At 72.1% G+C, this 26,995-nt stretch carries 24 protein-coding genes; 13 read left to right on the forward strand and 11 right to left on the reverse strand.

The features are described 5' to 3' along the window. The first annotated feature begins 268 nt into the window (after positions 1-268). Positions 269-925 carry a GOLPH3/VPS74 family protein gene (locus B072_RS0133850; RefSeq protein WP_018534415.1) on the forward strand — a complete coding sequence of 219 codons (657 nt, stop codon included), beginning with the start codon at positions 269-271 and terminating at the stop codon, positions 923-925. Between the two features lie 12 nt (positions 926-937). On the opposite strand, the gene B072_RS0133855 is transcribed toward B072_RS0133850, so the two are convergent. The 6 genes from B072_RS0133855 to B072_RS0133880 all read right to left on the reverse strand — a co-directional run bounded on the left by B072_RS0133855 (position 938) and on the right by B072_RS0133880 (position 6,020). Continuing rightward, on the reverse strand, positions 938-1,501 hold the full coding sequence (locus B072_RS0133855; RefSeq protein WP_018534416.1) for a hypothetical protein: 564 nt from the start codon (positions 1,499-1,501) through the stop codon (positions 938-940). Continuing rightward, positions 1,498-2,844, reverse strand: a complete 1,347-nt coding sequence (locus B072_RS0133860; RefSeq protein WP_018534417.1) for a DUF58 domain-containing protein — start codon at positions 2,842-2,844, stop codon at positions 1,498-1,500. The genes B072_RS0133855 and B072_RS0133860 overlap by 4 nt, the downstream gene beginning before the upstream one ends. 65 nt (positions 2,845-2,909) lie before the next feature. Continuing rightward, entirely contained in the window at positions 2,910-3,920 is a 1,011-nt protein-coding gene (locus B072_RS0133865) for an AAA family ATPase (RefSeq protein ID WP_018534418.1), read from the reverse strand. Then, positions 3,917-4,534 carry a hypothetical protein gene (locus tag B072_RS0133870; protein ID WP_018534419.1) on the reverse strand — a complete coding sequence of 206 codons (618 nt, stop codon included), beginning with the start codon at positions 4,532-4,534 and terminating at the stop codon, positions 3,917-3,919. Before B072_RS0133870 ends, B072_RS0133865 begins: the two co-directional genes overlap by 4 nt. Continuing rightward, the gene (locus B072_RS0133875; RefSeq protein ID WP_018534420.1) at positions 4,531-5,460 is read right to left on the reverse strand and encodes a DUF4129 domain-containing protein; all 930 of its coding nucleotides are present in this window, start codon (positions 5,458-5,460) and stop codon (positions 4,531-4,533) included. Before B072_RS0133875 ends, B072_RS0133870 begins: the two co-directional genes overlap by 4 nt. Positions 5,461-5,603: 143 nt before the next feature. Then, positions 5,604-6,020: an SsgA family sporulation/cell division regulator gene (locus B072_RS0133880; RefSeq protein WP_018534421.1), complete on the reverse strand. Its 417-nt coding sequence runs from the start codon at positions 6,018-6,020 to the stop codon at positions 5,604-5,606. 182 nt (positions 6,021-6,202) lie between these two features. On the opposite strand from B072_RS0133880, the gene B072_RS0133885 reads away from it, so the two are divergent. After that, positions 6,203-7,294, forward strand: coding sequence for a WD40/YVTN/BNR-like repeat-containing protein (locus B072_RS0133885; RefSeq protein WP_051127344.1), 1,092 nt, complete (start codon positions 6,203-6,205; stop codon positions 7,292-7,294). Between the two features lie 64 nt (positions 7,295-7,358). Here B072_RS0133885 and B072_RS0133890 read toward each other — a convergent pair whose 3' ends face one another. From B072_RS0133890 to B072_RS44760, 3 genes are read right to left on the reverse strand one after another with little or no spacing between them, the layout of a single operon-like run. After that, complete coding sequence (locus B072_RS0133890) at positions 7,359-10,115, reverse strand: alkaline phosphatase family protein (protein WP_018534423.1); 2,757 nt, start codon at positions 10,113-10,115, stop codon at positions 7,359-7,361. A 4-nt stretch (positions 10,116-10,119) separates the two neighbouring features. Further along, complete coding sequence (locus B072_RS0133895; protein ID WP_018534424.1) at positions 10,120-11,496, reverse strand: ABC transporter permease; 1,377 nt, start codon at positions 11,494-11,496, stop codon at positions 10,120-10,122. Further along, positions 11,493-12,491, reverse strand: coding sequence for an ABC transporter ATP-binding protein (locus B072_RS44760; RefSeq protein ID WP_018534425.1), 999 nt, complete (start codon positions 12,489-12,491; stop codon positions 11,493-11,495). Before B072_RS44760 ends, B072_RS0133895 begins: the two co-directional genes overlap by 4 nt. Before the next feature lie 172 nt (positions 12,492-12,663). On the opposite strand from B072_RS44760, the gene B072_RS0133905 reads away from it, so the two are divergent. The 6 genes from B072_RS0133905 to B072_RS0133930 all read left to right on the forward strand — a co-directional run bounded on the left by B072_RS0133905 (position 12,664) and on the right by B072_RS0133930 (position 18,004). Then, entirely contained in the window at positions 12,664-13,713 is a 1,050-nt protein-coding gene (locus B072_RS0133905; RefSeq protein ID WP_018534426.1) for an ABC transporter ATP-binding protein, read from the forward strand. Positions 13,714-13,740: 27 nt separating this feature from the next. Further along, a complete protein-coding gene (locus B072_RS0133910) occupies positions 13,741-14,949 on the forward strand; it encodes an extracellular solute-binding protein (RefSeq protein ID WP_026246576.1) in 1,209 nt (402 codons plus the stop codon). A 10-nt stretch (positions 14,950-14,959) separates the two neighbouring features. Beyond that, positions 14,960-15,820, forward strand: a complete 861-nt coding sequence (locus B072_RS0133915; RefSeq protein ID WP_018534428.1) for an ABC transporter permease — start codon at positions 14,960-14,962, stop codon at positions 15,818-15,820. 12 nt (positions 15,821-15,832) lie between these two features. Then, positions 15,833-16,648: an ABC transporter permease gene (locus B072_RS0133920; protein WP_018534429.1), complete on the forward strand. Its 816-nt coding sequence runs from the start codon at positions 15,833-15,835 to the stop codon at positions 16,646-16,648. A gap of 93 nt (positions 16,649-16,741) precedes the next feature. Continuing rightward, on the forward strand, positions 16,742-17,293 hold the full coding sequence (locus B072_RS0133925) for an MSMEG_1061 family FMN-dependent PPOX-type flavoprotein (RefSeq protein WP_018534430.1): 552 nt from the start codon (positions 16,742-16,744) through the stop codon (positions 17,291-17,293). Between the two features lie 21 nt (positions 17,294-17,314). Then, positions 17,315-18,004, forward strand: a complete 690-nt coding sequence (locus tag B072_RS0133930; RefSeq protein ID WP_018534431.1) for an endonuclease V — start codon at positions 17,315-17,317, stop codon at positions 18,002-18,004. Here B072_RS0133930 and B072_RS0133935 read toward each other — a convergent pair. Then, positions 18,001-19,209, reverse strand: coding sequence for a saccharopine dehydrogenase family protein (locus B072_RS0133935; protein ID WP_018534432.1), 1,209 nt, complete (start codon positions 19,207-19,209; stop codon positions 18,001-18,003). The genes B072_RS0133930 and B072_RS0133935 overlap by 4 nt on opposite strands. A gap of 207 nt (positions 19,210-19,416) precedes the next feature. Between B072_RS0133935 and B072_RS0133940 the strand changes: the two genes are divergently transcribed. From B072_RS0133940 to B072_RS0133960, 5 genes are all read left to right on the forward strand, one after another. Continuing rightward, positions 19,417-20,583 (forward strand): CaiB/BaiF CoA transferase family protein, encoded by a 1,167-nt coding sequence (locus B072_RS0133940; protein ID WP_018534433.1) that lies wholly within the window; start codon positions 19,417-19,419, stop codon positions 20,581-20,583. An 8-nt stretch (positions 20,584-20,591) separates the two neighbouring features. Further along, positions 20,592-21,734 (forward strand): acyl-CoA dehydrogenase family protein, encoded by a 1,143-nt coding sequence (locus B072_RS0133945; RefSeq protein WP_018534434.1) that lies wholly within the window; start codon positions 20,592-20,594, stop codon positions 21,732-21,734. Positions 21,735-21,765: 31 nt separating this feature from the next. Continuing rightward, a complete protein-coding gene (locus tag B072_RS0133950) occupies positions 21,766-22,980 on the forward strand; it encodes an acetyl-CoA C-acetyltransferase (RefSeq protein ID WP_018534435.1) in 1,215 nt (404 codons plus the stop codon). A gap of 234 nt (positions 22,981-23,214) precedes the next feature. After that, positions 23,215-25,392 (forward strand): 3-hydroxyacyl-CoA dehydrogenase NAD-binding domain-containing protein, encoded by a 2,178-nt coding sequence (locus B072_RS0133955; protein ID WP_018534436.1) that lies wholly within the window; start codon positions 23,215-23,217, stop codon positions 25,390-25,392. A gap of 88 nt (positions 25,393-25,480) precedes the next feature. Then, the gene (locus B072_RS0133960; protein ID WP_018534437.1) at positions 25,481-26,116 is read left to right on the forward strand and encodes an SDR family NAD(P)-dependent oxidoreductase; all 636 of its coding nucleotides are present in this window, start codon (positions 25,481-25,483) and stop codon (positions 26,114-26,116) included. Here the strand turns inward: B072_RS0133960 and B072_RS0133965 are convergent. Continuing rightward, positions 26,093-26,851, reverse strand: coding sequence for a MerR family transcriptional regulator (locus B072_RS0133965; protein WP_018534438.1), 759 nt, complete (start codon positions 26,849-26,851; stop codon positions 26,093-26,095). The two genes, B072_RS0133960 and B072_RS0133965, sit on opposite strands and share 24 nt — an antisense overlap. Positions 26,852-26,995: the final 144 nt, after the last annotated feature.

Raw genomic sequence — 26,995 nt, forward strand, 5'->3', positions numbered from 1 at the left:
CTCGGTGCGAACGGTGACGGGATGCGACGCGTTCGAGACACCGCGGGCCAGAGGCGACAAAAAAGGCCTGTACCGGCGGGGAGGACGGCTCATGTGCCGAGGTCTCACACAACGACATGCGGGTACGCGCGACGAGCTGCGTACGCGTGACATGCGCGGTGTCTCAAGACCTCAGAAGAGCAACGTCCTTCTCCTATCGACGGCAACAGGACCTTCATCGAAGGTAAGGCGCTGTCCGAGGGCCGTCAAAGTATTTATCGTGAGGCACGTGCCCCATGGCTCCCTCGCACTCCCCGCCCGCCTGCTCCTCCTCGCGTACGACACCGGCAAGGACCGGGTGTCCGGCGCCCCCGACCTGCCCCTCGCGGTCCGCGCGGGCGCTCTCGCGGAACTCGCCGCGCGCGACCTGATCCACGAGGTGGACGGCGTCGTGACGCCGGTCCTCGACGCGTGCACCGACGACCCCGTTCTCGACCAGCTCCTCGAACTCATCGCGGAGTCGAGGCCACGCGCGTGGCGCGGCACGATCACCCACCGGGCCCGTGTCACCCACGACAGCGTGCGCCGCGAACTGGTCGCCCACGGATACCTGCGCGCCGAGCCGCGCCGTGTCCTCGGTCTGTTCCCCGGCACCCGCCACACGCTGGAGCGCTCCGGATACGTGGAGGTGCTGCGCATGGAGGCGCGGGCCGCGCTGACCGGCCCCGCCGCCCCGGACGCCGTGCCCCGCGACCAGGCGGCCCTCCTCGTGCTCGCCGCGGCCGGTCACCTCCGAGGCCTGCTCTCCGGGCGCGAACGCAGACAGCACGCCGAGCGGCTCACCGACCTCGCCGGACGCGCGGGCCCCTACGTGCCGCAGATCCGCAAGGCCCTCGAAGCCGCGGTGAAGTCCGCCGAGGCGGCCCGCTCGTCAGGCGGCGGCTGAGCCCCAGGGAGCTCACGAGTCGGCCGAGTCGCGCCCGCGGCCCCGGACCGTCAGCGCGACGACGGCTCCGCCCGCCGCGAGCACCAGCACCGCCAGCGGCCGGCCCGCCCCGGACACCGGCACGTCCACCCAGGCGGCGGCCAGCACGGCGGCCGACGCGGCGGCAGCGGCCAGCGCCTCGCCCCAGGTGCGCCGCGCGGGACGGGTGGCGGTGAGCCCGGTCGACCAGGCGTCGCTCGCCGCGAGGTAACCGGCGAGCAGCACCGCCGTGCAGCCCGCCTGCCACAGCGGCGGATCACCGAACGCGGCGATCAGCACGGCCGCGCACGCGAGCGCGGTCGTCCGGTGCCGCGCCAACCGGGCCCACCAGCGGAACGAGTGCAGCGTCGGCCGCAGATCGAGGCCCGGAGCCGCCCACAGCCCGAGGACCAGCGAGCAGCAGAACAGGAAGAGCCCGGTGCCGTCGTGTCCGGCGGCCCACGGCCGGTACGCCGCCGTCAGCAGGGCGACACCGAGCACCCGCACCGGCAGCGTGCGCACCGCGTGGCCGGCGTACTCCCGCCAGGGCACGGTCATCGCGGCCGCCCTCCCACACGCCGGGACAACAGCGGCGCGAGCGCCAGGTCGAGGGGCTCGCCCGCGGTGTGCCGCAGCACCGGCACCCCGCTGTCCCGCAGCGCGAACCGCATCGCCGCCCGGTCCGCGTGCCACAGCCGCAGCGCCAACTCGCCCGCCGTGTCGCCCGGTGGCACCTCCGGGTCGCCGCTCGGGATCTCCACGACGACCGGCCGTCTGGCCCGTGCCTGGAGGTCGCGCAGCACCTTCAGGATGCGGGCGTCGCTCAGTGGCGTGAACACGTAGACCAGAGCGCCTTCGGGCAGCGCGGGCGCGGGGACGCGCTGCAGCCCGGACGCGTCGAAGCGGCGGTCCTTGCGGACGGCGAGGACGCTCTCGACGATCCGGTAGAACGCGGCGTCCCCGGACCGCGGTGGCAGCCAGCGCGTCGCGCCGCCGGTCGACACGACACCGACCCGGTCGTGCGTGCGCAGATACGCGCGGGCGAGACCGGCCGCGGCGCGCACCGTCTCGTCGAGCGAGGAGACCCCGGTCGCCGGGTCGACCACGTCGGCGAACGCGTCGATCAGCATCACCGTGTCCGCGGCCCGCTCGGCGGCGAACCGGTGCAACTGCACCGTGCCGCGCCGCGTCGTCGACGGCCAGTGGATCCGCCGCTGCCGCTCGCCCGGCTCCCACTGCCGTACGCCGATGACCTCGACGCCCTCCCCGTACTGCGCGGCCGTGTGCTCCCCGAGCCGTTGCGGCAGGCGGGCCGGGACCGGCGTGAACCGCGGCTGCCCCGCGTGCGGGAACACCGCCACCTCGGCCACCGCCACCCGTACGGTGCGGCGGACGATGCCCCCGGCGTCGTACACGTCGAGATCGACCGGGCCGAGCGACCAGCGGCCCCAGCTCAGCGCGGTGAACCGGAGGGTGACCGCCCGTCGCCCCGCGACGACCTCGTCGAGACGGACGCCGGGGCCGAGCGTGAGGCCCGGGTCGAGCCGTGCGTCGCCGTCGCCGTCATGGGTGACCTCGATGCGCACGGTGATCGAGTCGCCCTCGAAGCAGCGCCGGGGCTCCACGGTCGTCGCCGTCTCGATGCGGCGCGGACCGGCGCGGGGCAGGGACAGGGCGAGCAGCACCACGGGGACGGCGGCGAGGGCGAGCAGCCACGGCCTGCCGCTGAGCAGCGCCGCGGTGAGGGCCACCGCGGTCACGGTCAGGAGGCGGAGGAGGCGCTCGCCGGGGCGGGGGCCCTCCGGGGGTGCGGGTGGGGGTTCGGCCGGGGTCCGGCGGCCTTCCAGGGCGCGGAGGACGGCGGCGTCGGGCGCACCGTCCGGGGTGCCTCGCCGAGCCATCCGGCCGGCGCGTCGACGGGGCTGGTCGCGCGGCTCCCCGCGCCCCGGTCGGGGCCGTTCGGCGCTCACGGGCGCACCGGCTCCGTACGGCGCGTCGACGGCGTCGGCACCGTGGCGACGATCTCGCGCACCACCGTGTCCGTGGAGATCTCCCGTACCCACAACTCCGGGCGCAGCGAGACCCGGTGGGCCAGGGCCGGTACCGCGAGGGCCTTCAGGTCCTCCGGGATCACGAAGTCACGTTGCTCCAACACCGCACGCGCGCGGGCCAGTTGGATGAGGGCGAGACCGCCGCGCGGGGACGCGCCGATGCTGATCTGGGGGTGGTCGCGGGTGGCGTTCACGAGTGCGACGGCGTAGGCGAGGAGGTCGTCGTCGATCTCGACGCGTTCCACCGCGGCTCGCCAGGCCACCACCTCCGCGGGCCCCGCGAGCCGGTCGACGCGCGCTTCGGGCGCGGCGCGGTCGACCCGGGCGCGCAGCATCGCCAGTTCCTCGTCGGACGCCAAGTACCCCATGCGGACCCGGAGTTGGAAGCGATCCAGCTGGGCCTCCGGGAGCGAGTAGGTGCCCTCGTACTCCACCGGATTGGCGGTCGCGATCACCAGGAACGGGTCGGGCAGCGGGCGCGTCGCCCCGTCCACGGTCACCTGTGACTCGGCCATCGCCTCCAGGAGCGCGGCCTGGGTCTTGGGCGGCGTCCGGTTGATCTCGTCGGCGAGCAGCAGGTGCGCGAAGACGGGTCCCGGGTGGAAGACCATCTCGCCGCCGCGCTGGTCGTACAGGGAGGCGCCGGTGACGTCGGACGGCAGCAGGTCGGGCGTGAACTGGATGCGGCGGAAGTCCAGGCCGAGCGCCGTCGCGAAGGACCGCGCGAGCAGCGTCTTGCCGAGCCCCGGCAGGTCCTCGATCAGCACGTGCCCGCGGGCCAGGACGCCGAGCATGACGAGTTCGAGGGCCTCGGACTTGCCCACGACGGCGCGGCCCACCTCGCGCAGCACGGCGCAGGCCCGCTCGCCGGCCTCCCGCGGGGTCAGGGGCGCGAGCGGGGCGGGTGTCTCGGACGGGCTCGTCACGACGCTTCTTCCTTACGGGGGTGAGTGCGGGTACGCGTACGGGGCGCCCTTTCGCCGAGCGCTTCGAGGCGGTCGACGAGGCGGCCGAGCACCTCGGCCGGGATCGCGCCGTCCGGCCCCGTCGCGGGCGGCTCGGGGCCCAGCCAGCGCCACAGCTCGAGGCCGATCAACTCGGCCGCGCGGTCCGGCTGTTGGTCGAGGGAGACATGGTGGTGCTCGGCGAGCGCGGCGGCGAACAGGCGGCGCAGTTCGGGCCTCAGCACCGCCCGGTAGCCCAAGGCGCCGTCGGGACCCAGCGAAATGCGTACGTTGCGGTGCCACTCGCCCATGCCCGGTGCCCGGGTCCGCAGCAGCCGTACCTCGCCCCGCCGTCCGGAGTCCTGCGCGTCCGCGCCGACGACGTAGCGCGCGAAGAACAGGGCGCCCGCGGCGAGCAGGGCGGCCGTCGCGCCGGCCGGGACAGGACCGTCGACGAGAAGGATCAGCAGGACTCCTGAGACGGCCACCGCGCCCAGCAGGGACACGAGTTGAGGAACCGTCAGAAGCATGCGGCGCGGAAAGGGGCCGGTGTCGCTCGGCGGCGTCCCGGTGCGCCCCGGCGCAGGACCGGTCATGGGGACGCCTCCTGTTCCCGCCGTTCCCGCAGCAGCTCCGCGATCTCCTCCAGCGCGTCCGCGGCGGCCACGCGGCGGGAGTCGTCCATCGGGTGCGTGGAGTAGCGGGCCTCCCGGAACAGGGCCGTCAGCCGGGGCGCGGCCGACCCCGCGGCGAGCCCCGCCCGGGACGCGCGCAGGAGCAGGTCGGCGGGGCTGTCGGCGGCGCGGCGCGGCACGCCGGACGCGGCGAGGGCGTTCTCCATCGCGGCGTAGCAGGCGATCACGGCGGCCCGCGCGTCGGTGCCGTCGGCCAGCGCGCGGCGCCCCTCACGGACCGCGGCGAGCAGCAGCTCCCGTTCCGCGTCCTCCTCGGTCGTGGCGGGACGGGCGGGGACCCGCGGCAACGTGAGGCCGCGCCGGCGCAGCAGGCGGACCAGGAGCACGACGGCGACCACCAGCAGGCACGCGGCGATCACCCCGGCCACGAGCTGCAGGGGCAGGGACGAACCGTGGCCCGAGCGCGCGTCGGGCGCGGGCCCTCTGATGTGCGAAGGAGTCATCGGTGCTGTCGGAGGTGGCCCCGCGGGCTCCTTGCGGCCCGTGGGGAACCGGTGCAGCACCAGGGCGAGCACACCGAGCGCGAGGGGTCCCGCGATCAGCAGCGGGACGCCGGCCTGTCGCAGCCGCTCCTCGCGCGGCGGCACCGCCCGCAGGTCGCCGTCGATCCGCGACCGCAGGCGAAGGGACAGGCGGACGAGGCCGTAGGCCCAGCACAGGGCGAGTCCGACCACGAGGAATCCGGAGCCGCCGAGCGGGCCCCGGCCGGAGTGCAGAAGCCCTTCGCCGGGGCGCAGCACCAGGGCGGCGACGGCCAGGAGCGCGACGGCACCCGCGGCGAGCGCCGGTCCGGGCGGCGTCCGGCGGCCGTCTCGTCCTGCGCGCACTGTGCCTCCCCCGAATGCCAGTTCAGGCATCCTCACACGCGCGGGCACCACTGTCAGCCGTCTTCAGTAGGGCGCACGGAATGTACGGCGCACGGACAGCCCCGTACGCGGAACTCCGTCGTACGCGGAACGTCGCGTGACGGTCAGTACGCGTCCCGCAACAGCTCCGCCAGATCCCGGTCCACGTCCACGTGCAGGTGCTCGTCACCGGTCGGCACGAGCTCGGTCGTGCCCGTCAGGAACTGCCGCAGATCGTCGGTGCGGACATGCACGACCGCGGTGCCCTCCACGGCGTGGAACTCCAGCACGGTGCGGTCGTACCCGTAGGGACGCACCCGGACGTCCCCGGCCCCCACGGACTCCGTGAGACCGCTCGTGATCAGCTCGCGGGCGAACGTCCAGCACACGTCGACCCCCTCGAGGGTGGCGGCGGCGGGGAACGACATCCGGACGGCGAACGGGTCACACGCGTCGTAGCACAGCGTCGCGGGGATGCTCGCCATGCGCGGCGCGGCGGCGACGAGACGGGCCTCTACGGCTTGCTCGATGACATTGGACAACGCCTGCTCCCTTGTGACGACCGGACCGAGGCCGCCGGACGTTCTGATGGCCTCACTTGAATAGACGGCGGAACGGGTGAATCCGTGCACCTGTTGTCGGACGAAAAACGAGTGACCTCTGTCACCGGTTTCAAGCAGGGGGCTCTGGACGCGGTAGTGACAGTGGGCTAGCTTCGCGCGCCATGGGGAGACTGTGGGCAACGAGGCGACCGGGAACTCTGCGCACCGTGGGGCTGGCGGTGACGACGCTGGTGGGAGCCCTCGCGCTGGGCACGGCACCCGCCGGCGCCGCAGCGCGCACACCGTCCTGGCACCTGAAGGACACGCAGCGCGCGGACGTACGGTTCCGAGGGCTCGCCGCCGTCGACCGGGGCACCGCCTGGGTGGCCGGAACCAAGGGCACCGTGCTGCGCACCACCGACGGCGGCACGCACTGGCGCGATGTGTCCCCGCCCGGCGCGGCGGACCTGGAGCTGCGGGACGTCGAGGCGTTCGACGGGCGCCGCGCCGTGGCCCTGGCGATCGGCGAGGGCGAGGCGTCCCGGATCTTCCGCACGGACGACGGCGGCGCGACCTGGACGGAAGCGTTCCGCAACACCGACCCGAAGGCGTTCTACGACTGCGTCACGTTCTTCGACCCGCGCCACGGCCTCGCGATGAGCGACCCGGTCGACGGCAAGTACCGCATCCTGTCGACGCGGGACGGCGGCCGTTCCTGGCGGGTGCTGCCGAGCGCCGGGATGCCGGCCGCGCAGACCGGCGAGGCGGGTTTCGCCGCGTCCGGGCAGTGCCTGGTGGCGTCCGGCCCGAAGGACGTCTGGCTGGCGACGGGCGGCGGGGCCACGTCCCGCGTGCTGCACTCCGGCGACCGCGGCCTGAACTGGACCGCGACCGACACCCCGATCCCCGCGGGCGACCCGGCGCGCGGCGTCTTCGGCCTCGCCTTCCGCGACCGCACGCACGGCCTCGCGGTCGGCGGCGACTACCGCGCCGACCAGCCGTCACCGCGGGCCGCCGCGGTCACCGGCGACGCGGGCCGCACGTGGACCGAGGCCGCCGAGCCGCCGCCCGCGTACCGCTCCGGCGTCGCCTGGCTCCCGCGCAGCAGCGCCGCCGCGCTGGCCGTCGGCCCGACCGGCACCGACCTCACCACGAACGGCGGCCGCACCTGGCGCACCGTGGACACCGGCTCGTACGACACCGTCGACTGCACCCGCGACGGCGCCTGCTGGGCGGCGGGCGAGAAGGGGCGGGTGGCCCGGCTGGAGCGCTGAGAACGGACCGGGGCCCCGGCGGACGCGTACGCCCGCCGGGGCCCCGGGAACGATCGGAGCCGGGTCAGCCGTCGTTCTCGGCCGGCGGGATGAACGCCCCCGGTACGTCCTTGGGCGCGTAGAGCTTCTTCTCGCCCGGGTACGGCTTCGTCCAGCCGTGCGTCTCGTACCACGTGAAGTGGTTCATCTGCGCGGGGTTGGCGAAGTCGGGCACGGCGTGCGGGCCCGTGAGGCGCTGCTTGGACTTCCAGGCGTCCCACTGCTCCGCCAGCGCGCGCCGCGCCGCCGGGACCTTCGTCGACGGCACGGCCGCCGCCTTCGTGTCCTGAGCCGCCGGGGTGTCCACGCCGCACGACGGCGGCGTCTTCAGACCGTCGGTGAGCGGCGTGCGGTTGGGCAGCGCGGTGAACGGCGTGTAGTCCGCCTTCTTCGTGAAGGCCGTCGCCATCGGCGTGGCCGCGCTGTCCTTCTGGTTCATCGGGTGGATCCCGAGGATCTGCTCGATGGTGCGGACCATCGTGATCTGCGAGTAGTAGCGGCTGTCGACGGAGGCGTGCTTCGCCCAGGGGCTGATGATCTGGATCGGCGCGCGATGGCCGTCGACGTGGTCGAGACCGGCCTGGGAGTCGTCCTCGACCACGAAGATCGCGGAGTCCTTCCAGTACTTGCTGTGCGAGATGGTGTCGACGATCCGGCCGGTCGCCAGGTCGTTGTCCGCCACCTGCGCGGGCGCGTTCGCCGGGCCGCCGGTGTGGTCGCTGGAGAGCCAGAACATGTTGAGGTTCGACGGCCCGTTCTTCTCGAAGTCCTGCTTCCAGATCTCGGACCGGTAGATGTCGGGGACGCTGGTGTCGAACTTCGCGAAGCCGTGCGCCGACACGTCGTTGAGCGAGGGGATCGGCGAGGACGAGACCAGGTCGTACGCGGTGTCCTGGCCGGTGGAGCGCATGTTCTTGGCGTCGCAGTACAGGTTCTGCCAACTGGCGTCGGCCGGCTTGGTGAGGAACTGCTGGAACTCGCCGAAGTCCCGCACCGAATTGCCGGAGGCCTGCGCGCCGGTCCACAGGAACCCGGTCCGCTGGTGGCCGAGCGCGTCGTCCTCGGTGTCGTAACTGCGCGCGTACTCACCGGCGGAGGACTCGGTGTACTCCGGATCGTCCGCCTGCATCAGCCAGTTGTGACCCTCGGCCGAGTTCGTACCGATGTCGTACGTGTTGTCGTACAGGCCGAACTGCCGGGCAAGGGCATGCTGGTTGGGCGTCACGTTCTCGCCGAACTCGGCGAGCGCCGGGTCGCCGTCGCCCTCCGGCATGTCGCCGTAGAGCTGGTCGTAGGTCCGGTTCTCCTTCACGATCAGGAAGACGTGCTTGATCGTCGACGGGTCGCCGAGCCGCGCCGGAACCGGCACCGCCCTGGGCTTGGGGTGCTTGCTGTCGGCCTTCTCGACGGCGCCGTGGGTCCAGCCGTTCTGCCGGAAGACCTTCGACGTCTGGGCGCGGATCGTGCGGTCGCTCGGCAGCGTGAAGTGCTGCACGCTCGACGTCGTGTCGTGGGTGGCGTGCCCGGCCTTCGTGGTCGGCCGGCGGGCGTCGATGCCACGGGTGTTGGAGACGACGACCTGGTCGCCGACGGATGTGATCTCCGAGGGGAAGTAGTCCGTCGGCAGCAGACCGACGTAACTGACCGGCTCCTGCGGGGAGTCGTAGCGGTACACGGCGACGGCGTTCGCGCGGCCGAGCGCGACCAGGAGATGCCCGTCGCCGGTGAGCGTCACCGCGTCGGGCTCGTAGCCGACGGACGCCTCCGGCCACGGCTTGGTGGAGATGGTCTGGACGACCTTGCCCTTCGCGGTGTCGATGACCGACACGTCGTTCGTGGCGGTGTTCGTGACGAACAGCGCGCCGTGATGCGCGTACAGGGCGGTCGGATGCAGTCCTACGTCGATGGAGGCGACGGCGGCGTCCGGCTTCGCCGGGTCGATGACGCTGACGGTGCCGGTGGTGGTGGCCGCGGTCTTCGGGTCGGCAGGCACCTGCGTGTTGTACGAGTTGAGGGTGGTGTCGCCGGGCTTCGCGGGGCGTCCGCCCTCGTTGCTGACGTAGAGCTTGCCGTCCGCCCAGGCCATGTCGCGCGGGGCGTTGCCGACGGCCCAGCTGTGCTTGATCACGCCGGATGCCGCGTCGAGGGCGACGACCCGGTTCTGCCCGTTGACGGCCGCGTACACCGTCGAGCCGTCGGCGGAGAACACCGGCTCGCCCACGAGCGCGTGCTTGGCGCCGTCCGCCGGGATCGTGACGGTCGTCGGGTTCGCGACGCTGCCGTCGTCGTTCACGGTGAAGCGGGTGTAGCCGTCGGTCCGGCCGAGCCACAACTGCTTGCCGTCGGGGGAGTACGTCGGACCCTCCTGCCCCACGTCGTTGCCGCTGATGCGCGGGTTCGACGTGGCGGCGCTGCCGACGAGCTGCTGCTCCTTCCACGTCTTGAGGTCCACGATGGACAGCGCGGCGCCGCCGTCGGTGACCGAGGCCGCGAGATGCGTGCCGTCGGGGCTGACCGACGACGACATGATCTTGCCGCTGTTCAGGACGAGACGGTCGCCGTACGGGGCGATGTACTGGTCGCTGGATATCACCTGGCCGTTCCGGGTGACCTGGCCCACCTGGTCGTGGCCGAACTGCTCGGTGCTCGCGAAAGCGGCTCCCGCGGCGGTGAGAGCCAGCGCCGTGACGCCGGTGACGACCAGGGGTTTGCGGCGGCCGACGCGTCTCGCGAGGAGGCCCGTACGGGCCTTCCCGACACGCCTGCGGCGTGTTACCTGCATGGGGTCATCCCTTCAGAGTGGCCGAATCGGCCGAAGTGGGCTTCAGCAGCTCGACGTTGGCGTCGAACTGCCACAGCGGATTGGGGCCGTCACCGGTCGGGGTGCGGACCAGGAAGTAGCCGTTGACTTCCTTCGGCCCGTCGCCGTCGGCCACGTACCGGCCGTCGGTGGTGACGTCGAGCTGGTAGATCGCCTGCCCGGTGGCGTCGATGCCGGGCAGGTGCCAGGACACGACGCAGCGCCAGTCGTTGCCGGGGCCCTCCGCGTCGACGCGGATGCTGCCCTTGTTGCACGCCGCCGTGGCCCGCAACTGCTCCTCGCTGACGGCGGGCCGGTGCAGCTCCCTGGTCTGGACGACGTAGAGGTGCGCGAACGCCGTGGCGACCGAGCGCTGCACCTTGTCCTGGGTGATGCCCGACCCGCTCGCCGGGGTCGCGCCCGCGACGACGGCCACCGTCACGGCGCCGATGGCGAGCAGCGGCAGCGCGCCGACGGTGAGGGCGCGGCGCCCCGAGCCGTCGGCGCTCGGGTTGGTGAAGTCGCGCCGTACGAAAAGGAGATACGCGAGTGCGGTCGCCGCCACGGCCCACACGAGGGAGACCACGATGCCGATCACGAGCGGTCCCAGCTGCTGCGGGCCGGTGAACAGGCCGTTCCACGAAATGAACGCGTAGCCGGGCAGGGCCACCCGCAGGGCGACCGGCAGCGGCAGCATCTGCCCGAGCTGCAGGACGAGCGCCACGACGGCGGGCAGCAGCAGTCCCATCGGTGACCGGCCGAGCGCGACGGAGCCGAGCAGCCCGATGGCGGACAGGGCGAGGGTCGGCGCGAGGGCGCAGACCCAGGCGAGGAGTACCTTCCCGGCGGCGTCCGACGCCGTCAGGACATGCCCGTCGAGGCCGACCAGCGGATGGTTCCCGACGGTCGCGAGGCCCCCCAAGGTGCTGGACACGACGAGCCCCGCCACCAGGGCCAGGATGATCGTGAGGCTGGCCAGCGCCTTGGCCACGAAGATCCGCCGCGGTGAGCGCACCGCCACCAGCAGATGCCGCCACGTCCCGAGCCGGTCCTCGGCCGCGAACACGTCCCCGGCGACGACGGACGTCACCAGCGGCAGCGCCCAGCTCCCGGAGAAGCCGAGCATGACCAACGGCCCCGCCCACCCGGTCGCGTGCATCCACCGCCCGAAGAGGGTGTCGACGGGCAGCGAACTCTGCCGGCTCACCGCCGCGACGAACAGCGCGGGCGCCACCCAGCACACCAGCACCAGAAGCCGGATCCGCCACTGGGCGACGAGTTTGACGACCTCGAAGCGGTAGCCCCGGGTCACCGGGACGCGACGTGGCACGGCAACGTTGTCGAGGGCGAGCGTCGCCGTCATCGTGCGGCCTCCTGTGCCTTCTCGTCGGCTTTGGTGTCGTCGGGCTGCAGCGCCGTGCCGCCGGGCCCGTCGGACCCCGTGAGCGCCAGGAACGCCGCCTCCAACGGCGAGACCACGGGCGCCAGTTCGCGCAGCGCGACGCCCGCCTTCACCAGCCGTGTCACCAGGTCGTCGAGGGCGGGCACCAGCGCGCGCACGACGAGCGGCGCCGGGTCCTCCCGGATCCCGCGGGTCTCCATGAGACGGATGCCGTCCGTGTCGGTGGCCACCCTGCGCGCCGCCTCCGGATCCGAGGTCAGCAGCCGGTATTCCAACTCACGCTTCCCCGAAGCCAGTTCGCTCAGCGGACCGGAGAAGACGACGCGTCCGGTCGCCAGGATGGTGACCTCGGAGCAGAGCGCCTCCAGGTCGTCCATGCGATGGCTGGACAGGACGACGGCGGTACCGGAGGCGGCGAGCCCGGTCAGGACCCGGTGCACATGACGAGTGCCCGCCGGGTCCAGGCCGTTGGCGGGCTCGTCCAGGATCAGCAGCCGGGGCTCGGTGAGCAGCGCCGCGGCCAGGCCGAGGCGCTGGCGCATACCGAGGGAGAAGCCCCGGGTGCGGTCGTCGGCGACATCGGTGAGACCGACCTGGCCGAGCGCGTCGTCGATCGCCGGAGTACGCGCGTCGCGGCCCTGGAGCCTGGCGAGCGCGGCGAGGTTCTGGCGCGCGGTCAGCGAGGGGTACAGGCCGGGACCGTCCACGAACCCGGCGACCGCGTCGGGCACGGCGAGCGCCCGCCCGACCGGTGCCCCGAGGATCTCCAGCGTCCCGCCGTCCGCGACGCCGAGGCCCAGGAGCAGCCCGAGCAGCGTCGTCTTCCCCGCGCCGTTCGGCCCGACCAGACCGTGGATGCGGCCCCGCGCCACATCGAGGTCGACCCCGTCGAGCGCGATGACGTCGCCGAACGTCCTGGTGATGCCGCGTGCCCGTATGGCGTGCGGTCTGTCCATGAGCCACCCTTCTCTCGCAAGCCTCATGGACCATAGGGAGGACATAAGGCACGCACAGGGTCCGTGAGTTGAACCCGCAGGGAACGAGAGGCAATGGGAGTCTCAAGGACCGAGGGCCGGAAACGGGCGCGCGGTCTTGTGGGCGTCGTTGAACTGTGGAAGATCTACGCGTATGGCTACGGGCAACGGGACCGCCGCGATCACCCTCCACGGGCTGTGCAAGTCGTTCGGTGACGTCCGGGCGGTCGACGGCGTCGAACTCGACGTGGCCGAGGGTGAGTTCTTCTCGCTGCTCGGCCCCTCCGGATCCGGGAAGACCACCGTGCTGCGGCTGATCGCCGGCTTCGAGACCCCCACGGGCGGCACCGTCTCGCTCGCGGGTGAGGACGTCACGCGCCGCGCCCCCTTCGAGCGCGACGTCACCACCGTCTTCCAGGACTACGCGCTCTTCCCGCACATGAGCGTCGAGCAGAACGTCGCCTACGGACTCAAGGTGCGCGGCGCCTCCCGCAAGGAACAGGCCGAGCGGGCGCGGGCCGCGCTCGCCTCCGTACGCCTCGAAGGGTTCGGCGGGCGCCGGCCGGGCCAGTTGTCCGGCGGGCAGCGTCAACGCGTCGCGCTGGCAAGGGCGTTGGTGGTGCACCCCCGGGTCCTGCTGCTCGACGAACCGCTCGGCGCGCTCGACCTCAAGCTCCGCGAACAGATGCAGACCGAGCTCAAGGAACTCCAGCGCGAGGTCGGCATCACCTTCGTCCTCGTCACCCACGACCAGGCCGAGGCCCTCGCCCTCAGCGACCGGGTGGCGGTCATGAAGGCCGGGCGCGTCGAACAGGTCGGCACACCGGGGGAGTTGTACGAGGCGCCCACCTCCGGATTCGTCGCCTCGTTCGTCGGCACCACCAACACCGTCACGGGCAGGGCCGCCGAGCTGATCGTGGGGAAGCCGGGGACGTTCGGCGTCAGACCGGAGAAGATACGGGTCCTGGACACCGACGCGGAGCACGATCGCCGTGACCACAGCGAGGTGCACGGCACGGTGGCCGACGCCGTGTACCTCGGGGACCACACGCGTGTCGTCGTCGACACCGACGCCGGGGTGCGCTTCGTCGTCGTACGGCAGAACCTCGACACGTCCGCCGCCGACGCCCACGCGCTGCCCGGCACCCGGGTCCTGCTGCGCTGGCACCGACGCCACAACATCCCGCTGACACACGCCAGTTGATCCACCTCACACACCGGGAGAGATCACGTGCGCGCAACCCGAACGCTGATGGCCGCCGCCGCACTCGGCGGGCTGCTGCTCACCACCGCCTGCGGCGGCGACTCCGACGAGGGCTCCGGCGGCGCACCCGGCGGGCAGGGCTTCACCCCGCCGAAGATGTCCGCGCCCAAGTCCCTCGGCAAGACCGAGGGCCGGGTGAACCTGATCGCCTGGGCCGGATACGCGGAGGACGGCTCGAACGACCCGAAGGTCGACTGGGTCACCCCGTTCGAGAAACGGACGGGCTGCCAGGTCGACACCAAGGTCGCCGGAACCTCCGACGAGATGGTCAACCTGATGAAGACCGGCGAGTACGACGCCGTCTCCGCCTCCGGCGACGCGTCCCTGCGCCTGATCGCCTCCGGCGACGCGGCCCCCGTCAACACCGGCCTCGTGCCCAACTACCGGGACATCTTCCCCGGGTTGAAGATGCAGCCCTGGAACTCGGTCGACAAGGTCGCCTACGGCATCCCGCACGGGCGCGGCGCCAACCTCCTCATGTACCGCACCGACAAGGTCACCCCGGCCCCCGACAGCTGGAAGGCCGTCTTCGACGACGCGGGGAAGTACCGGGGGCACGTCACCGCGTACGACTCGCCGATCTACCTGGCCGATGCCGCCCTGTACCTCATGAAGACGCGGCCGGACCTCGGCATCAAGGACCCGTACGCGCTCGACCAGAAGCAGTTCGACGCCGCCGTCGCCCTGTTGAAGAAGCAGAACGACAACGTCGGCGAGTACTGGAGCGACTACCTGAAGGAGATCTCCGCCTTCAAGAGCGGCGACTCCGTCGTCGGCACCAGCTGGCAGGTCATCGTGAACACCGCGCAGGGCGAGAAGGCTCCGGTGAAGGCCGTGCTGCCGAAGGAGGGCGCCACCGGCTGGTCCGACACCTGGATGGTCTCCGCGAAGGCCAAGCACCCCAACTGCGCCTACAAATGGCTGGACTGGATCGTCTCACCCAAGGTGAACGCCCAGGTCGCCGAGTACTTCGGCGAGGCGCCCGCGAACGCGAAGGCCTGCGACGAGACCAGCGACAAGAGCCACTGCGCCACCTTCCACGCCGACGACGCCGCGTACTGGAAGCAGGTCCACTTCTGGACCACGCCCATCCCGCAGTGCCTGGACGGGCGCACCGACGTGACATGCGTGCCCTACACGAAGTGGGTGCAGGCCTGGACAGAGATCAAGGGCTGAGAGGGTACGGATGGCCCTGCGAAAAGCCGCCGGGGTGCTGCACCGCAGCCCCCGGCTCCGCCTCGCACTCCTGCTCGCCGCGCCCCTGACGTGGCTGGTCGTCGCCTACCTGGGCTCGCTCGCGGTCCTGTTCCTCTCCGGCCTGTGGACCACCGACCCGTTCACGTCGGACATCGTGCGCACCTGGACGCTCGACAACTTCGAGGCGCTGTTCACGACCGACGTGTACCGCCAGGTCGCCCTGCGCAGCGTGGGAGTCGCGCTCGCGGTCACGGCGCTGTGCGTCGTGCTCGCGTTCCCGATCGCCTTCTACACGGCGCGCGTCGCCCGCCCCCGATGGCGCCCGCTGCTCGTCGTCGCGATCCTCACCCCGCTCTGGGCCAGCTACCTGGTGAAGGCGTACGCGTGGCGCGTCATGCTGGCCCAAGGCGGGCTCCTCGACCGGGTGTTGAGCCCGCTCGGCATCGAAGGGCCCGGCTACGGCCTGACGGCGACCGTCCTCGTCCTGACCTACCTCTGGCTGCCGTACATGATCCTGCCGATCCACGCGGGTCTCGAACGCGTCCCGGACAGCCTCCTCGACGCCTCCGCCGACCTGGGCGCCCGCACCTGGTGCACCTTCCGCACCGTACTGCTGCCGATGGTCCTGCCGTCCGTCGCCGCGGGCTCCGTCTTCACCTTCTCGCTCAGCCTCGGCGACTACATCGCGGTACAGATCGTGGGCGGGAAGACCCAGTTGATCGGCAACCTCGTCTACTCCAACATCACGCTCGACCTGCCGCTGGCCGCCGCCCTCGGCACCGTCCCGGTCGTCGTGATCGTGCTGTACCTGCTGGCCGTGCGCCGCACCGGCGCGCTCGGCAGCCTGTGAAGGGAGTCCGTGGTGCATCTGTCCCGCCCGGCCCGCATCGCGCTGCGCGTCGGCGCGCTGCTCGGCTTCGCCGTGATCTACGTGCCGCTGCTCCTCGTCGTCGTCAACTCCCTCAACCCGGACCGCAGTTCGGGCTGGCCGCCGTCCGGACTCACCCTGGACTGGTGGCGCGACGCCTGGCACAGCGCGGGCGCCCGCGACGCCCTGTGGACCTCGGTGAAGGCGGGCCTCGGCGCCACCGCCATCGCGCTCGTCCTCGGCACGCTCATCGCCTTCGCGGTGGCCCGGTACCGCTTCTTCGGCCGGGAGGCGGTCTCCTTCGCCGTCGTCCTGCCCATCGCGCTGCCCGGCATCATCACGGGCGTGGCGCTCAACACCGCGTTCCGCACGGTCCTCGAGCCGATCGGCATCGGCCTCGGCCTGTTCACCGTCGTCGTCGGGCACGCCACGTTCTGCGTCGTGGTCGTCTTCAACAACGTCGCCGCCCGGCTGCGCCGGCTCTCGGGAACGTACGAGGAAGCGGCCATGGACCTCGGGGCCGACACCTTCCGCACCTTCCGCGACATCACCTTCCCGCTGACCCGCTCGGCGCTCGCCGCGGGCGGACTGCTGGCGTTCGCGCTGTCCTTCGACGAGATCGTGGTGACGACGTTCACGGCGGGCCCCGGCGTCCAGACACTGCCCGTCTGGATCTTCTCCAACATGGCCCGGCCGCAACAGGCCCCCGTGGTCAACGTCGTCGCCGTCGTCCTCGTCCTGCTGTCCGTGATCCCCGTGTACGTAGCCCAGCGGCTGTCGTCCGACACGACGGCGGGGAGTCGGGTCTAGGCCCTGAGGGGGGTAAGGGGAGGCTAACCTAACATCAGTTAATCTGTGCCCGGCATCTACTTGGTGACCACCCGCACGACCCCAGGAGTCGGCTTGCCGCACGCCACCGAAACCCTCGAACCGGCCGTCGGCCGCGTGGAACTGCGCGACCCGGCCCAGCTGCGCGAGATCCTCGGCGAGCCGTGGCCGATCGTGATCGACAAGGTGCACGACCGGCTCGACGACCGGGACCGGGAGCTGATCGCCCGCTCGCCGTTCTGCCTGGTCTCCACGTCCGACGCGCAGGGCAACTGCGACGTCTCGCCGCGCGGCGACGGCCCCGGCTTCGCGCACATCGTCGACGCGGGCACCCTCGCCCTGCCGGACCGCCCCGGCAACCGCCGCGGCGACAGCTTCCACAACATCCTGCAGAACCCGCACGCGGGCCTGCTGTTCCTCATACCCGGCGGCACGGACGTCCTGCGGGTCAACGGCCGCGCCCGCATCCTCACCGACGCGCCGTTCTTCGACGCCATGACCGTGCGAGGCCAACGGCCGCACCTCGCCCTGCTCCTGGACATCGACGAGATCTATCTGCACTGCCCGCAGTCGCTGCGCCGGTCCGGGCTGTGGGACCCGGAGAGCTGGGGCCAGGGCCACCGATGACCCAGGCCCTAGGGTTGCGCCATGGCGACGATCACGGGGATCCCTGACGGCTGGCCGGCCGACGAGGCCGCGGCGCGCGCGGTGCAGGACGCGCTGCGCGACCGGGTCGTGCGCCACGAGACCGGGCCGCCGCCCGGCGCGGGCCCCCTCACCGGGATCGACGTCGCCTACGACGACGAGCGCGACGTCGTCGCCGCGGCCGCGGTCGTCCTGGACCCGGTCACCCTTCAGGTCATCGAGGAGGCGACGGCCGTGGGACGCGTCGCCTTCCCCTACGTGCCGGGCCTGTTGGCGTTCCGTGAGATCCCCGCGGTGCTCGGCGCGCTCGAAGCGCTGCGCACCGATCCCGGCCTGGTGATCTGCGACGGCTACGGCCTCGCCCACCCGCGCCGCTTCGGCCTCGCCAGCCACCTCGGCGTGCTCACCGGACTTCCCACGATGGGCGTCGCCAAGAACCCGTTCGTGTTCGCGGAAGGCGTGTTGAGCCCGGAGCGCGGCAGCACGGCCCCGCTCCTCGACGGTGCCGAGGAGGTCGGCCGCGCCGTGCGCACCCGTGACCACGTCAAGCCGGTCTACGTCTCGGTCGGCCACCGGGTGTCACTGGACAACGCCTGCGCCCACACCCTGTCCCTCACCCCGAAGTACCGCCAACCGGAGACGACCCGCAGAGCGGACCGCCTCTGCAGGGACGCGCTGGCCGCCGCGCGCTAGCGCTCCGCCGCCACCCGGAACGTGATCCCGGCCCCCCGCAACCGTTCGATCAACGCGTCCCCCATGGCCACCGCCGTCGTGACCTGCCCGGCGGTGATTGGCAGGTCGTCCCGTACGAGGCACATCGCGGACTCGGCCAGCATCTTCGCCGTCTCCGCGTACCCGGGATCCCCTCCGGCCACCTCGGTGAAGACCCGGCGGCCGCCGCCCTCGCCCACGAACCGCACCGAGAACCAGCTCTTGGCCCGCCGCTCCTCGTCGGGGCCGTCGCCGGGCAGCAGCCGCCCGCCCAACCAGCGCCGTGCGGGCGGCACCTGAGCCGCGGCGAACAGCACGCCCACGGCCGCGACCCCGCCGACCGCGACCGGCAGCGAGCGCACGGCCGCGTAGTGCCGGTAGCGGAAGTCCGGCCCGTAGCGTTCGAGCGCCCGCGCCGAACGCTGCACCACCTGCGGGTCGATCGTCGGCAGCGGCAGCGCCCACGCCCCGACCTCCTTGGCGTACCGCGGCGTCCCCGTCGGCGCGTAGGCGGTGCGCCCGACGACCCGCGGCTGGTGGCGCCGCCGGTCCTGCTGCGCGGCCAGCATCTGCCGGCCGCGCGCGAACTGGTTCAGCGCGGACGCGAACGTACCGCCCGAGAACCGGGCGTTGGACCGGACGAACCCGTCGACGCGCAGCGGCACCCCCTCCGGCAGTTGCCGAACGGTGAAGTACGCGCCCAGGTCGTGCGGGATCGAGTCGAAGCCGCAGGCGTGCACCAGGCGGGCGCCCGTCTCGCGCGCGCGGGCGTCGTGGCGCACGTACATGAGGTCCACGAACTCGGGCTCGCCGGTGAGGTCCACGTAGTCCGTGCCCGCGTCGGCGCACGCGGCGACGAGCCCCTCCCCGTACTCCAGGTACGGGCCCACGGTGGAGGCCACCACACGCGCCTGGGCGGCCAGTTCGCGCAGCGACGCCGGATCGGCGACGTCCGCGCGCAGCAGCGGCAGCACGGCGCACTCCGGATCGATCCCGGTCAGTCGCTCGCGCAGCCGCTCCAGCTTCGCGGTGTCGCGGCCCGCGATCGCCCAGCGCAGCCCCTCGGGGGCGTGGGCCGCGAGGTACTCGGCCGTGAGCACCCCCACGAAACCCGTCGCCCCGAACAGCACCACGTCGTAAGCCCGGTCCGTGCTCTTGGGCTTCCCGGGCTTCTCGGCCTCGTTCATGACACCCCTCATCGTGCGTCCCGCGCCGTTGTCGGTGGCTGAGGCTAGCGTGCGGGCCGAACACGCCCTGCCCGGGGGCCCGCGGGCCGTCGCGGCCCTAGATTGTCTAAGCGCTTGCTCGTTAGGGGCTTGTGCTCACCGGAACACGTTCTTAGCATCATTGGTGTTACATCAGTTGTGTCACAGACGGGCTGGGGGCGTTGCGGGATGACGGTGGCAGGCACGGAGAGCCGCGATCAGCACGGGGGACCGCTGGCCGGGGTCCGCGTGGTCGAGCTCGCCGGGATCGGCCCGGGGCCGTTCGCCGCGATGCTCCTCGCCGACCTCGGCGCCGACGTCGTACGGGTCGACCGGCCCGGCGGCGCCGGGCTCGGGATCAACCCCGAGTACGACATCACCAACCGCAACAAGCGCTCCGTGATCGTCGACCTGAAGTCCGGGAGCGGCACCGAGCGCGTGCTCCAACTGGTGGACTGCGCCGACGTGTTGATCGAGGGCTACCGGCCGGGCGTCGCCGAGCGGCTGGGCGTCGGACCCGAGACCTGCCACGCCCGCAACGCCAGGCTGGTCTACGGCCGGATGACCGGCTGGGGCCAGGAGGGCCCCCTGGCGCAGCGTGCCGGGCACGACATCGCGTACATCGCGCCGACCGGCACCCTCGGCATGATCGGCAGGCCGGACGAGCCGCCGACCGTCCCCGCCAACCTCGTCGGCGACTACGCGGGCGGCTCCCTCTACCTCGTCGTCGGCATCCTCGCCGCCCTGCACCACGCCCGCGCCACCGGCACCGGGCAGGTCGTCGACGCCGCCATCGTCGACGGCACGGCGCACCTCACGTCGATGATCCACGGCATGCTCGCGGCCGGCGGCTGGCAGGACCGCCGCGGCGCCAACCTCCTCGACGGCGGCTGCCCGTTCTACGGCACGTACGAGACGGCCGACGGCCTGCACATGGCGGTCGGCGCCCTGGAGCAGCAGTTCTACGACGAGTTCATCCACCTGATGGGCCTTGAGGACGTCGCTGCCGCACGGGGGGACCTGTCCCGCTGGGGCGAGTTGCGCGAGGCCGTCGCCGCGCGCTTCGCGCAACGGACGAGAGACGAGTGGACGGCGGTCTTCGAGGGCTCCGACGCCTGTGTCGCGCCGGTCCTCTCGCTGGGCGAGGCCCCGCGCCACCCGCACCTCGCCGCCCGCGGCACCTTCGTCGACCACGGCGGCATCACCCAGCCCGCCCCCGCCCCGCGCTTCACCCGTACCCCCACCGCCGTCCGCACGGGCCCCGCCCTGCCGGGCGCCGACACCGCCGACGTGGCGCGCGACTGGGGCGTACCGGACCTGAACGAACCCACCGACCTCCCGAAGAAAGGCAGTTGATCGCGAGCATGGAACGACGCCTGTTCAGCGCCGAGCACGAGGCGTTCCGCGAGACCGTCCGCACCTTCCTCGTCAAGGAGGTGACCCCGCACTACGAGCAGTGGGAGCAGGACGGCATCGTCGCGCGCGAGGCCTGGCTCGCCGCCGGACGCCAGGGCCTGCTCGGGCTCGCCGTTCCGGAGGAGTACGGGGGTGGCGGCAACGCCGACTTCCGCTACAGCGCCGTCCTCGCCGAGGAGTTCACCCGGGCCGGCGCCGCCGGGCTCGCGGTCGGCCTGCACAACGACATCATCGGCCCGTACCTGACCTCGCTCGGCACCGAGGAGCAGAAGCGGCGCTGGCTGCCCGGCTTCTGCGACGGCTCGCTGATCACCGCCATCGCCATGACGGAACCGGGCGCGGGCTCCGACCTCCAGGGCATCCGCACCACCGCCGAGGACAAGGGCGACCACTGGCTGCTCAACGGCTCCAAGACGTTCATCTCCAACGGCATCCTCGCCGACCTCGTCATCGTCGTCGCCAAGACGACGCAGGAGGGCGGCGCGCACGGGCTGTCCCTACTCGTCGTCGAGCGCGGCGCGGAAGGCTTCGAGCGCGGCCGCAACCTCGACAAGATCGGCCAGAAGGCGCAGGACACGGCCGAGTTGTTCTTCAACGACGTCCGCGTCCCGAAGGAGAATCTGCTCGGCGAGCTCAACGGCGCGTTCATCCACCTGATGACGAACCTCGCGCAGGAGCGCATGGGCATCGCCGTCGCCGCCATCGCCGCCGCCGAGCACCTGCTGGAGATCACCACGACCTACGTCAAGGAGCGCGAGGCCTTCGGACGGCCGCTCGCCAAGCTGCAGCACATCCGGTTCGAGATCGCCGAGATGGCCACCGAGTGCGCCGTCACCCGGACGTTCCTGGACCGCTGCATCGAGGACCACTCCGCCGGCACGCTCGACGCCGTGCACGCCTCCATGGCCAAGTGGTGGGCCACCGAACTGCAGAAGCGCGTCGCCGACCGCTGCCTCCAACTGCACGGCGGATACGGCTACATGACCGAGTACCGCGTCGCGAAGGCCTTCACCGACGGACGCATCCAGACCATCTACGGCGGCACCACCGAGATCATGAAGGAGATCATCGGCCGCTCGCTGCTGTCCTGACCTCCTCCCTCGTTCGACGAAAGGCACTTCCGTGACCACAGACGCGTACGTCTACGACGCGATCCGCACCCCTCGTGGCCGGGGCAAGGCCAACGGCTCGCTGCACGGCACCAAGCCCATCGACCTCGTGGTCGGCCTGATCCACGAGATCCGGGCACGCTTCCCCGACCTCGACCCCGCCGCCATCGACGACATCGTCCTCGGCGTCGTCGGCCCGGTCGGCGACCAGGGCTCCGACATCGCCCGGGTCGCGGCCATCGCGGCCGGACTGCCCGACACGGTCGCGGGCGTACAGGAGAACCGCTTCTGCGCGTCGGGTCTCGAGGCCGTCAACCTGGCCGCGATGAAGGTCCGTTCGGGCTGGGAGGACCTCGTCCTCGCCGGTGGTGTCGAGTCGATGTCGCGGGTGCCGATGGCCTCCGACGGCGGTGCCTGGTTCGCCGACCCGATGACCAACTTCGAGACCGGGTTCGTGCCGCAGGGCATCGGCGCCGACCTCATCGCCACCATCGAGGGGTTCTCGCGGCGCGACGTCGACGAGTACGCCGCGCTGTCCCAGGAGCGGGCCGCCGCCGCGGTGAAGGACGGGCGCTTCGAGCGGTCGGTCGTCCCGGTCAAGGACCGCAGCGGTCTCACGGTCCTCGACCACGACGAGTTCCTGCGGCCGGGGACGACGGCGGACTCCCTGGCCCGGCTGAAGCCGTCGTTCGCCGACATCGGTGACCTGGGCGGCTTCGACGCGGTGGCGCTGCAGAAGTACCACTGGATCGAGAAGATCGACCACGTGCACCACGCGGGCAACTCGTCGGGCATCGTCGACGGCGCGTCGCTGGTCGCGATCGGGTCGCGCGAGGTGGGGGAGCGGCACGGGCTCACGCCGCGGGCCCGGATCGTCTCGGCCGCGGTGTCCGGCTCCGAGCCGACCATCATGCTCACCGGACCGGCGCCCGCCACCCGCAAGGCCCTCGCCAAGGCGGGCCTGACCATCGACGACATCGACCTCGTCGAGATCAACGAGGCCTTCGCCGCGGTGGTCCTCCGGTTCGTCAAGGACATGGGCCTGTCGCTGGACAAGGTCAACGTCAACGGCGGCGCGATCGCGCTCGGCCACCCCTTGGGGGCGACCGGCGCGATGATCCTGGGCACGCTCGTCGACGAGCTGGAGCGTCAGGACAAGCGGTACGGCCTGGCCACGCTGTGTGTCGGCGGCGGCATGGGCATCGCCACCATCGTGGAGCGGGTGTAGCGCCGTAGGGCCACCGTTTCGTCGCCGACCGCGGCTCGGTGGGGCTTCTCGCGCAGTTCCCCGCGCCCCTGAAAGGCCTACGGCCTTCAGGGGAGGCTGCGCGAAGCGCACGCCTCAGGGGCGCGGGGAACTGCGCGACCAGCCCCCACCGGCCCGCAGGACGGCGACGAACCCCGGCAACCCACCCCCGTACCCGCCCCCAACTCCCCGCACCTGACTTCACGGAGACACACCATGACCGCCAGCACAACCATCCGCTGGGAACAGGACGAGACCGGCATCGTCACCCTCGTCCTCGACGACCCCAACCAGTCCGCGAACACCATGAACCAGGGTTTCAAGGACTCCATCGCCGCGATCGCCGACCGCGCCGAGGCCGAGCGCGACTCGATCCGCGGCATCATCTACACCTCCGCCAAGAAGACCTTCTTCGCGGGCGGCGACCTCAAGGACATGGTCAAGGCAGGGCCCGAGGACGCCCAGCGCGTCTTCGAGACCGGCATGGGCATCAAGAACTGCCTGCGCCGTATCGAGACCCTCGGCGTCCCGGTCGTCGCGGCGATCAACGGCGCGGCCCTCGGCGGCGGTTACGAGATCGCCCTCGCCAGCCACCACCGCGTCGCCCTCGACGCCCCCGGCTCGAAGATCGGCCTCCCCGAGGTCACCCTCGGCCTGCTCCCGGCCGGCGGCGGCGTCACCCGCACCGTCCGCCTCATGGGCATCGCCGACGCCCTCCTGAAGATCCTTCTCCAGGGCACCCAATACACGCCGAAGCGCGCCCTGGACAACGGCCTCATCCACGAACTGGCCGCCACCCGCGAGGAGATGATCGAGAAGGCCCGCGCCTTCATCGACGCGAACCCCGAGTCGCAGCAGCCCTGGGACAAGCCCGGCTACCGCATCCCCGGCGGCACCCCTGCCCACCCGAAGTTCGCCGCGAACCTCCCCGCGTTCCCGGCCAACCTCAAGAAGCAGCTGGCCGGCGCGCCCTACCCGGCGCCGCGCAACATCCTCGCCGCCGCCGTCGAGGGCTCCCAGGTCGACTTCGAGACCGCCCAGGCCATCGAGGCCCGCTACTTCACCGAGCTGGTCACCGGCCAGACCGCGAAGAACATGATCCAGGCGTTCTTCTTCGACCTCCAGGCGGTGAACTCGGGAGCCAACCGCCCCAAGGGAATCGAGCCCCGCAAGGTGCGCAAGGTCGCCGTCCTCGGCGCCGGAATGATGGGCGCGGGCATCGCCTACTCCTGCGCCCGCGCCGGCATCGAGGTCGTCCTGAAGGACGTGGCGGCCGAGTCCGCGGCCAAGGGCAAGGCCTACTCCGAGAAGCTCTGCGCCAAGGCCGTGTCGCGCGGCCGCACCACCCAGGAGAAGGCGGACGCGCTGCTCGCCCGCATCACGCCGACCGCCGACCCGCAGGACGTGGCCGGCTGCGACGCCGTCATCGAGGCCGTCTTCGAGGACCCGTCGCTCAAGCACAAGGTGTTCCAGGAGATCCAGGACGTCGTCGCCCCCGACGCGCTGCTGTGCTCCAACACCTCGACCCTGCCCATCACGGTCCTCGCCGAGGGCGTCGAGCGGCAGGCCGACTTCATCGGTCTGCACTTCTTCTCGCCGGTCGACAAGATGCCGCTGGTGGAGATCATCAAGGGCGAGCAGACCGGTGACGAGGCCCTGGCCCGCGCCTTCGACCTCGTACGGCAGATCAACAAGACGCCGATCGTCGTCAACGACTCGCGCGGCTTCTTCACCTCGCGCGTCATCGGCCACTTCATCAACGAGGGCGTCGCCATGGTCGGCGAGGGCGTCGAGCCCGCGTCGGTCGAGCAGGCGGCGGGCCAGGCCGGCTACCCGGCCAAGGTCCTCTCCCTGATGGACGAGCTCACCCTCACGCTGCCCCGCAAGATCCGCCAGGAGACGCGGGCGGCGGTCGAGGCGGAGGGCGGCACCTGGACCGAGCACCCGTCGGAGGCCGTCATCGACCGCATGGTCGACGAGTTCGGGCGCCCCGGCCGCAGCGGCGGCGCGGGCTTCTACGAGTACGGGGAGGACGGCAAGCGCGGCGCCCTGTGGCCGGGCCTGCGCGAGCACTTCACCAAGCCGGGCACGGAGATCCCCTTCGAGGACATGCAGGAGCGCATGCTCTTCTCCGAGGCGCTCGACACGGTGCGGCTGATCGAGGAGGGCGTTCTGACGTCCGTCGCCGACGCCAACATCGGGTCCATCCTCGGGATCGGCTTCCCCGGCTGGACCGGCGGTGTGCTCCAGTACATCAACGGCTACGAGGGCGGGCTGCCGGGATTCGTCGCCCGCGCACGGGAGTTGGCCGAGCGTTACGGCGACCGGTTCCTGCCGCCGGAGCTGCTCGTGACGAAGGCCGAGAAGGGCGAGACGTTCACCGACGCGGCCTGACACGCGTCCAGCAGTGTGCGCCGGGCCCGCACGGAAGTGGGCTCGGCGCAGCCTTGCGGACGCACACACGCCTCATGAGACTCGCCCCATGGAGACGCGTACCGCGCTGGTGACCGGAGCGGCACAGGGCCCGGGGCAGGAGTTCGCCGTCGCGCTCGCCCGGCGCGGATACCGGGTCGCGGGGCTCGACCCGCTCCCGCAGCCGGCGACCGCGGCGCGGATCCTCGACTACGTCGAACTCGTCGGCGACATCACCGACGAGTCCGTCGTCGAGGCCCGACTCGCCTGCCTGATCGGCCATTTCGGCACCCTGCACGTCGTCGTCCACGCCACGGGGATCCAGCCGGCGAGACCCTTCGAGAAGACGACCCCCGAGGAGTGGCGGCGCACCCTGCGGGTCAACCTGGAGGCACCGTTCGTGGTGACGCGGGCCGCACTCCCGTACCTGAAGGCGGCGGGCTGGGGCCGCATCGTCACCCTCGCCCCGGCCGCCGCGCCGCCCGGGGCGGTCCCGTACGTCACCTCGCAGGCGGGCCTGATCGGCTTCACGCACGCCCTGGCCGCGGAGCTGGAGCCGTACGCCGTCACCGTCAACGCGATCGTGCCGGGCACCGGACAGCCGCCCGGCGAACTCGTCTCGACACTCCTGTACGTGCTGGACGAAGGGAGCGCGGCAGTGACCGGCCGGACGCTCGACCTGTCAGGAGGGGGCCCGCCCCTGTGACGGCTCCCTCGACGGCTCCTGCGACGGCGGCAGCCACTCGCTGATGGCCTCCTTCAGGGAGCGCTGGAACGTGGTGAGCAGCGCCTGCACCACCAGCGGATGCATGTGCGCCGACAGCGACTTCACGTCCCGCTCCGCCCGCTCCGCCACCTCGTCCTGGAACAGCCGCGCCAACTCATGGGCCGCGGCCCGCGAATGCTCGACGAGGACCCCGCGCGCCGCGAGGATCGCGTCCAACGACAGCGGCACGTCGAGGAGTTGGACCCCGAGCCGCAGCAGCGCCGCGTCGCAGCGGAACGCGTCGTCGCCGTCCCGGTCGACGGCGCTCATCGCCGCGAGCCGCGCCACGTCATCGTCGTCGAGGGGCCGCCCGGCACGCTGCTCCAGCTCCCGCCGGGTGAGCCTCTCCACCGTGTCCGGCGCCCAACTCGCCACCACCGCACGGTGGATGGCCAGTTCGTGCGCGCCCAGCTCCGCCGGGAGCTGCTCCAGATACCGCTCGATCGCGGCCAGCGTCATGCCCTGGTGCTGCAACTCCTCGATCAGCGCGAGCCGCGACAGATGGTCCTGCCCGTACCGGCCGACCCGGCGCGGCCCGATCACCGGCGGCGGCAGCAGGCCCCGGGTGCTGTAGAAGCGGATCGTGCGGACGGTCACCCCGGCGCGGGCCGCGAGTTCGTCGACGGTCAGCGTGGGGGAGTGCGCCGGACCTGCGTCCCCGATGTCCGTCGTCATGTCAGCGTCCGTCGTCATCTCCGCCTCGCAGCCCTCACCTGTACGCGTGCCGGTCCCCGTCCCCGTACCAATCGGGTTCAACAGTATTGCTGACACACCGATGTTGTGAAAGTCTCCGGCGCAGCCCACGGCGACAGGAGGCGG

This window comes from Streptomyces sp. HmicA12, from assembly GCF_000373565.1.
GTDB lineage: Bacteria > Actinomycetota > Actinomycetes > Streptomycetales > Streptomycetaceae > Streptomyces.